Origin of the sequence: Gordonia sp. 852002-10350_SCH5691597, from assembly GCF_001665715.1 — a bacterium.
GTDB lineage: Bacteria > Actinomycetota > Actinomycetes > Mycobacteriales > Mycobacteriaceae > Gordonia > Gordonia sputi.
Map to the genome: position 1 here is coordinate 1 of NZ_LZMO01000055.1, position 7,944 is coordinate 7,944.

At 65.7% G+C, this 7,944-nt stretch carries 8 protein-coding genes; 5 read left to right on the forward strand and 3 right to left on the reverse strand.

From position 1 onward, the window contains the following. The first annotated feature begins 478 nt into the window (after positions 1–478). On the forward strand, positions 479–1,318 hold the full coding sequence (locus A5777_RS03835; protein WP_005204219.1) for a sulfurtransferase: 840 nt from the start codon (positions 479–481) through the stop codon (positions 1,316–1,318). Between the two features lie 2 nt (positions 1,319–1,320). Then, entirely contained in the window at positions 1,321–1,626 is a 306-nt protein-coding gene (locus A5777_RS03840) for a DUF1416 domain-containing protein (protein WP_005204217.1), read from the forward strand. 67 nt (positions 1,627–1,693) lie between these two features. Here the strand turns inward: A5777_RS03840 and A5777_RS25635 are convergent, their stop codons facing one another. Continuing rightward, positions 1,694–2,269 (reverse strand): helix-turn-helix domain-containing protein, encoded by a 576-nt coding sequence (locus tag A5777_RS25635; RefSeq protein WP_331710569.1) that lies wholly within the window; start codon positions 2,267–2,269, stop codon positions 1,694–1,696. Here A5777_RS25635 and A5777_RS03850 point away from each other — a divergent pair. Next, positions 2,153–3,175 (forward strand): alpha/beta fold hydrolase, encoded by a 1,023-nt coding sequence (locus A5777_RS03850; RefSeq protein WP_064861683.1) that lies wholly within the window; start codon positions 2,153–2,155, stop codon positions 3,173–3,175. The genes A5777_RS25635 and A5777_RS03850 overlap by 117 nt on opposite strands. A gap of 104 nt (positions 3,176–3,279) precedes the next feature. Then, positions 3,280–3,945 (forward strand): FABP family protein, encoded by a 666-nt coding sequence (locus A5777_RS03855; RefSeq protein ID WP_064861684.1) that lies wholly within the window; start codon positions 3,280–3,282, stop codon positions 3,943–3,945. A 49-nt stretch (positions 3,946–3,994) separates the two neighbouring features. Here the strand turns inward: A5777_RS03855 and A5777_RS03860 are convergent, their stop codons facing one another. Next, positions 3,995–4,441: a hypothetical protein gene (locus A5777_RS03860; RefSeq protein WP_005204209.1), complete on the reverse strand. Its 447-nt coding sequence runs from the start codon at positions 4,439–4,441 to the stop codon at positions 3,995–3,997. Positions 4,442–4,932: 491 nt separating this feature from the next. On the opposite strand from A5777_RS03860, the gene A5777_RS03865 reads away from it, so the two are divergent. Beyond that, positions 4,933–6,558, forward strand: coding sequence for an HNH endonuclease signature motif containing protein (locus A5777_RS03865; RefSeq protein WP_005204207.1), 1,626 nt, complete (start codon positions 4,933–4,935; stop codon positions 6,556–6,558). Between the two features lie 42 nt (positions 6,559–6,600). Here A5777_RS03865 and cydC read toward each other — a convergent pair. Then, positions 6,601–7,944, reverse strand: a 1,344-nt coding sequence (gene cydC, locus A5777_RS03870; protein ID WP_064861685.1) for a thiol reductant ABC exporter subunit CydC, incomplete at its 5' end; no start/stop codon positions are given.

Here is a 7,944-nt window from a genome sequence, read left to right on the forward strand (position 1 = left end):
GCGAGGGAAGCGACGTACTCCTCGTCGCCGACACCGGTCCGCGCGATCTTCGCCCGAGCGACTTCTGACACCGGCCGGCATTGTGCGCGTGAGCGCAACTCGCCACCGCGCGCGAGCGCAACTCGACCACCGAGTCGGAATCATGGGGGCCGCTATTGAAGCGTCGTGGGGTGGCTGTTGTACCCTCGTGGGCATGCAACTGCGCCGTGAGCTTCTGCTCACCCGTCGGCGGGCGATCGACTTTTGTCGCGTCGCCGACTGTTGCTGTCTCTAGTCCGGTGATCGCGCCACCTCGGCACGCTCACCACAGGTGACGGCCGGTGTGTGCAGTGTGCGCGCTCGTGACATCGCAAGTCCGCATCTCGTCAGATGCCGCCGTCATCGTTCGACCGTCATTCGACCGACGTCCGGCCCGTTCTCATCACTCCGGTGACCGGACACACTCACCGAGAAATCCCACCTCTGGAAGGAACCAGACATGGCACGTTCCGACGTCCTGGTCAGCGCCGATTGGGCTGAGCAGAACCTGAACAACGACAAGGTCGTCTTCGTCGAGGTCGACGAGGACACCAGCGCTTACGACGGCGGCCACATCGAAGGCGCCGTCAAGCTCGACTGGAAGACCGATCTGCAGGATCCGGTCCGTCGCGACTTCGTCGACCGCGAGCAGTTCTCCGCGCTGCTCAGCGAGCGCGGCATCTCCAACGACGACACCGTCGTCCTCTACGGCGGCAACAACAACTGGTTCGCCGCTTACGCGTACTGGTACTTCAAGCTCTACGGCCACCAGGACGTCAAGCTGCTCGACGGTGGACGCAAGAAGTGGGAGCTCGACGGCCGCCCGCTGTCGACCGACGCTGTCTCGCGCCCCGCGACCGAGTACAAGGCCGCCGATCCCGACAACTCGATCCGCGCCTTCCGCGACGAGGTCGTCGACGCCATCGGCGTGAAGAACCTCGTCGACGTGCGTAGCCCTGACGAGTTTTCCGGCAAGATCCTGGCTCCCGCGCACCTCCCGCAGGAGCAGAGCCAGCGTCCCGGCCACATCCCCGGCGCCATCAACGTGCCGTGGAGCAAGGCTGCCAACGAAGACGGCACCTTCAAGTCCGACGACGACCTCGCCGAGCTGTACAAGGAAGCGGGCCTCGACGGCTCGAAGGAGACCATCGCGTACTGCCGTATCGGTGAGCGCTCGAGCCACACCTGGTTCGTGCTGCAGGAGCTGCTCGGACAGACGAATGTGAAGAACTACGACGGCAGCTGGACCGAATACGGTTCGCTGGTCGGCGTTCCGGTTGAACTGGGAGAAGGAAAGTAAGTATGTGTGCTGCACCCAAGCAGGGACAGAAGTTGCCCGCGGGCGTCGACGTCGAGAAGGAGACCGTCCTGACCGGACAGGTCACCGACGCCTCCGGTAACCCGGTGGCGGGAGCGTTCGTGCGACTGCTCGACTCGACCGGTGAGTTCACCGCCGAGGTCGTCGCAAGCCCCACCGGCGATTTCCGCTTCTTCGCCGCCCCCGGCACCTGGACGCTGCGCGCCCTGTCGTCGGTCGGCAACGGCGACGTGACCGTCAGCCCCGAGGGCCCCGGCGTTCACGACAAGGACATCACCGTCTCGAAGTAGACAGAAGAGTCGCAATCTCGAAGTAGCGCAACGCTTTTGAGGCTGCTGATTCGCAGATCAGGCCCGGTCACCCGCAGGGTGGCCGGGCCTGTTTTTTCGGCGGATAGGTCGATGCGTACCGCGTGCAGTCGGGGCACCGGCTGAGCAGATCATGCCTGCAACCGATGACGTGTTCGAGGAAACTCTCCGCGTCCGCCAGCTGGGCGCGTTGTGAACGTATCCATCGGAGCTTCTGCTCGATCAGTTCCGTGCGACCTTCTTCGTCGCGGTGCAGCACCAGCCGGATGTCGGCAAGACTCATGCCGACGCTCTGGCAGGCCTGAACTATGCGGATGCGACGAATGTGCTCCTCCGTGTACAAACGGTGGCCCGACGCTTCGCGATCGGGTACGACCACACCGAGGTCGTGCCAGTGCCGTAGCACGTGGTCGTCGACGCCGACTCGCCTCGAAGCCTCTCCGATCTTCACTTTCCGCCCGACCTTCCGTCTTGACCTCAGGTCAACCTGAGGTTTTACCTTGTCGCCATGATGACACACGATTCTCTGCCACCCGCTTCGATCGTCACCGTGAACGGAACCTCCATCGCGACAAGGACTCTCGAGCCCCCAACGGCCTCGGCGGGCGACATCGTGCTGTGCCACGGCACGCCATGGTCGTCACAGGTCTGGACCAGCGTTGCCACCGACTTGAGTCGCGACTACCGAGTATTTCTCTGGGATATGCCCGGCTATGGCGAGTCGGAGAAGAGCGCGGCAGTCACGACCGACTTGGCCGCGCAAGCCGTACGACTGGGCGCGCTCATCGAGTTGTGGGGACTGCAGCGGCCGCATGTCGTTGCGCACGACATCGGCGGCGCCGTCGCACTCCGCGCACATCTGCTCAACGGCGTCGAGTACGCAGACGTGTTCCTCTGGGACGTCGTCACCGTGGACCCGTGGGGTTCGCCCTTCTTCCGGCTGGTTGCCGAGAACGCACATGTCTTCGAGCAACTCCCGGCACATCTACATGCAGCACTGGTCAAGGAATACATTGCCGCAGCAGCCTTTCGGCCGTTATCCGACGAAGACGTCGAGGCGCTCGCCTCCCAGTGGCTCGGCCCCATCGGACAGGCGGCGTTCTACCGGCAGATCACAGCACTCAGCGCAGCGGACACCCGCCCTGTGGCGAATCGATTGGAAGCCACCCGCAGCCCGGTTCGTATCGGCTGGGGTCGGGATGATCCGTGGATACCGCTGCGGCAGGCCTATGAACTCCAGTCCAGATTCCCCGATCACCCCGAGGTTGTCGTCCTCGACGACGTCGGACACCTCACGCCCGTCGAAGACCCGTCTGCGGTGACGGCGGCCGTTCGCGCATGGCTTGCGCGGCAACCGGCCCCACCGCGCCGTCGCCGCGTGGGCCATGGTCGGGGCCGACCCCCATCATCGCCGTCGCGGCCCAGGGCGGACGCGACACGGCACAGTGATCCGACTCGACGGCGCGGGCGCCAAGCGACACAGCCGAGTGTGGTCGACCTCAGTGAACTACCGCCCGCGCATCGGAGTTAGAATCTAGCCGTGGTCATCTTCTTCGAAATCTTGCTGGTCCTCGCGGCCGTCCTGATCACCTGGTTTGCGCTGTACGTGCTCTACCGACTGGTCACAGACGAATCGTGACCTCCCCGGAGGACGCACAGCCCGACGACGCCGTCGCCGCCCGTAGATCAGGCGACGAGGCGATCAGCCAGGCCGATTCGCGCGCTGCAGAGTCAGGCAGCCGCGAACGCAACGTACCCGCGTGGGACGATCTGCCGCTCAAGCCCGATACCGCCAACCTGCGGCTCGGCGCGGACCTCCACCAGGGACTTCTCGCGTTATTACCTCTCGTGGGAGTGTGGCGTGGCGAGGGTGAGGGACACGATCCCGTCACCCACACCGACTACCACTTCGCCCAGCAGATCGTTGTCAGTCATGACGGGCAGAACTTCCTGAACTGGGAGTCGCGCTCCTGGGTCATCGATGAGGACGCCAACTTCCTGCGTCCCGACCAGCGTGAAACCGGCTACTGGCGCATCACCGAGGACGACTCCATCGAACTTCTCCTCGCCCACGCCGAGGGCTGGGTCGAGCTGTTCTACGGCCGGCCGCTGAACCAGACGTCGTGGAATCTCACCACCGACGCCGTCGTGCGCTCGGAGACGAGCTCCCCAGCGGGCAACGCCAAACGCCTTTACGGCATCGTTCCCGACGGCGACCTCGCCTACGTCGAAGAACGTGTCGATTCCGACGGCGACCTCACGCCCCGCCTTTCCGCCAAGCTGCGTCGTTTCGTCGGATAGTCAGACCGCGATGCTGCGGCAGCCGGCTGATCGTCGAACCGGCTGCCCATCACCCACGCAGTTGCGGCGGCGGACCGTCGAAGAAGAACTGGAGCGCGAGCGGGCCGTCGTCGATGATCTCTCCCATGAGGACCGGGCGCCCGCCTCGACGCTCGCCCTGCAGGATGTGGAACTCGCTGTCGGGCAGGATGCGCGACGAACCGCTCGGCAGATAGGTGAACAGGGCACCGTCGGTGCCGCAGAGACCTGAGGTCGACAGGATCGCCAGGTCGGCGAGGCCCTCGTTAAGCAAGACCAGGTGACCTGTGGTGGCACCAGCGATTCCGAGTCGGCTGTAGCCGAGGTTCTCGACAGTCCCGATGATCCAATTGGTCGGCCCGTCGTTGGTCCACTCCGGATCGTCGGCGGTGAGGTAGCGGCGACGCACTGCCGCAGTGCGATTCGACGATGCGTGCATACGCGTGTGGAGAGATCTGACCGCGCTGGTTGTTCTCATCATCGGCCTCCTGGCTGTCACGAATCACGGCTAACGAGTGCTTCTGACACGAAGTTCACTCCTCGGCATCGGCAGCCGCATGCGTAATCCACTACTCGTTGTCGGAATTGCCCGACAACCCGATGCAGCCGCACTACCTCAGATCGTGAAACACCCCGACGATGAAAGGCCCCCAGACACGGAACGACCCCCGCATCACCCGTCAGGGACGGGCACATCGGCCGGACGGCCGGATGCGGGGGTCGGGTGACCATCTGGTATTCGCCAACGAGCACAAGTGCCGGCGAAAGTGCCTAAGTCACAGGCGGTCCGCCGTTAGCGGATGGCCACCTCACGTGTCCGTATGTCATACAACTTCAGACCACCTCCTTTCTCGTGTACGACCGAACGTACGCCCGCCCCGAGGTGCTCGCAACGCCTTTTTCGATGCGCATACCGCGGTCGGATCTTCGGTGAGATTTTTTGTCAGACCTCGAATGTATGTTTGGTTCATGTCCTTGGAAACCACTCTCGACGCCGACGCAGCAGCGCCCGGCGCGTCGTCTGATGCCGGGCTCTTCGGCGCGCCGACGATGCCGCCGATCGTCGAGCAGATGTGCGAGGACGAGGAGCTGTCGAAGACCGATCTGGTCGAGATCATCGCGCACTGCGCGTCGGTGCGCGCCAGTGCCGATTATCGAATGCTGCAGGCTATCAGTCTGATTCACGAAGAGCACGAGGAAGACTACGGCTCAGAAATCGGCGAAGCGCACCCCGGTCCCGTTGCCTCTCCGGAGGATCTGCACGCGCTGACCACGCTCGCCAGATCCGGTGGTGACCCGCGCGCCCGGTTCGGTCCGGACGGACTCGAGCGCACCATCGCCGACGTCGGCGCGGTCCTCTCGGTCTCGCCCGCCAGGGCACGTGAGCTGATCACCGCCGGGCATGCCGTCCGCTATCGCCTGCCGCTCACCGGATCGGTGCTCGCGTGCGGACGTCTCGACCTGCCCCAGTTCCTCGTCGTCCTGTCACGCACCGCTCTGTGCGGACCCGACACCATCGCCGACGTCGACTCCCGAATCGCCTCGGCACTGCTGGCGCGCGACAAGATGTCGACGACACGACTCAAGGCACTCGTCGACAGCGTCGTCGCACAACTCGACCCTCCCGCGGTCAAGAGGCAGCGCGAGCTCGTCGACCACGACCGCGACGTGCAGGTACGGCCTGACCGGCACCAGCCGGGACAGTCCCGCATCAGCGGCACGCTGCCCATCGAGTCCGGTGTCATGATCAATGCCCGGCTCAACTCGATGGCCGACGCCGTCCACGACGCCGACCCGCGCACTCACGCACAACGTCGAGCCGACGCGCTCACCGCCTTCGCGCACGGCGAGAGCCACCTCACCTGTAGATGCGAGGCCTGCGCTGCGGCGGCCGAGGTCGCCGAGTCCGCCGGCGAACCGTCCCACGACCTGCCCGACCACGCCGCCGCACCGGCACCATTGGTCCCGCCTTCGCCGAGAGCGGTCATCCACGTCGTCGTCAACGAATCCACCATCAATGGCCACGACGACATGCCCGGATTCATCGACGGACACGGCGTCGTCGATGCGGAGACGATCCGAAAGCTACTCACGGACGCCGAGATCGACTTCCTGGATCCCGCGGCGATCAACGAGCGCGCCGCCTCATCGGCACTGCGGTACACGCCGAGCAAGAAGCTCGACGCCCTGATCCGCTCGGGCGAGCTGTGCTGCACATTCCCCGGGTGCAGCAACCCGGTATGGCGCGCCGACGTCGACCACGGCGAGGCTTTCAACCGCAGCAACCCGCAGGCCGGAGGCGCCACAGTTGCGGCAAACCTCAAGCCGCTGTGCAGGTTTCACCACAGGATCAAGACCTTCGGCAACTGGCGCGACCTGCAGACCGTGATGGGGACAACTCTGTTCGTCTCCCCCACCGGGCACACCTTCGTCGGCAATGCGTTCACGGGCTTCAACCTCTTCCGAGGCTTGCACAGGCAGAAGCCACCCGATCACCCTGCCAATCGACGAATCAACGCCGCACACGACGCCAAGCGGCGTCGAGCAGAGCGTGCCGAAAAACGTTGGAACGACGAGAACCCGCCGCCCTACTGAGCACTCGCCTACCGGGCACTCGCCTACTGGCACTCGCCACACCTACTGGGAGCCGACCGGTTCCCATTCGATCCGCACGAAGTCAGCAGACTCCGCGCGGGGTGGCTGGTGCGTCACGACCACCACGGTCCGCTCGGGACCGAACATGCCTCCCACCGGCGTCAGCAGGCGGGCCAGCAACTGCTCTGCGTCCGCGGCGTCGAGGTGTTCGGTCGGCTCGTCGAGCAGCACCACCGGTGCCCGGTGCAGCAGTGCACGGGCAAGCAACAGTCGACGACGCTGCCCGCCGCTGATCGCCTCCGCCCCACCGGTCAGCACCGTGTCGAGGCCGTCGGGCAGACCTGCCACCCAGTCGCCGAGGCCGACGGTCGCCAGCGCCTCGCGCATCTCGTCGTCGGTCACGTCGCCACGGGCCACGCGCAGGTTCTCGCCGAGCGTCGTCGAAAAGGTGTGCGCTTCTTCGGCGAAATAACATGCGGCCGAGCGCAATGCGACCGGCGCACCGTCCTGAGCGGTCGCAGTCACCGAACCGGCACGCGGCTCGAGCAGACCGGCGATGGTCAGCAGCAGCGTCGACTTTCCTATGCCGCTCGGGCCGACAACGGCAAGCCGCGATCCCGGCGAAAGAACCTGGGAGATGCCCTCGTCTGGGCCGAGCGTCGGCGGTGTGCCGTCGGCCGTCGCGGGCCATCCCCACCTCAGTTGATCGAGCGTCATCGTCACCGGCCCTGCGTATACCGGCACGTCGATGTCGTCGGCGCTATCCGCAGAAACTTCGACCTGGGCACCTTCGGCACGGGCACCGTCGACCAGCGCCATCACGCGCGCCGCGCTCTGGCGGCTGCGCTCCAGTTGGATGCCCGCCTCGGTCAGCGGTGCCGTCGACTCGAATGCCGAGAGCGGCAACAGGATCAGCACGCCGAGGATCATCGGGGTCAGTCCGTGTCCGCTCGCGACGTCGGCGAGGGAGCCCGACGTCGACGAAGCCAGGTGGATACCGATCAAGCACGCGGCCAGCAGCGAGACCCCCAGCGAAAGCGGCGTGGCCGCGGCTGCCAGTGACTGAACGCGCACACCACGATCGGCAGCAACGATGGCGTCCTCGTCCGCGACACGGGCGTCGGCCAACACCGCGTCACGACGCCGTCCGACGATCAGCTCCGGCGCGTGCCAGAGCGCGGTGGACGCGGTGTCGGCGGCTCGCGTGCTCGCGGCGGCACTGTCGGCGATGGCGCGCGCCGACCCACGCGCCGCGAGCCACGGCGCAACGACACCGCTGACGATGAGCGCCACCGCCAACACGATTGCAGCCCAACCGGATACGAACGCCATGATGATGATTGCCGCGAGCGACGTGGTGAATCCGACGCCGATCGGGATCAGTCC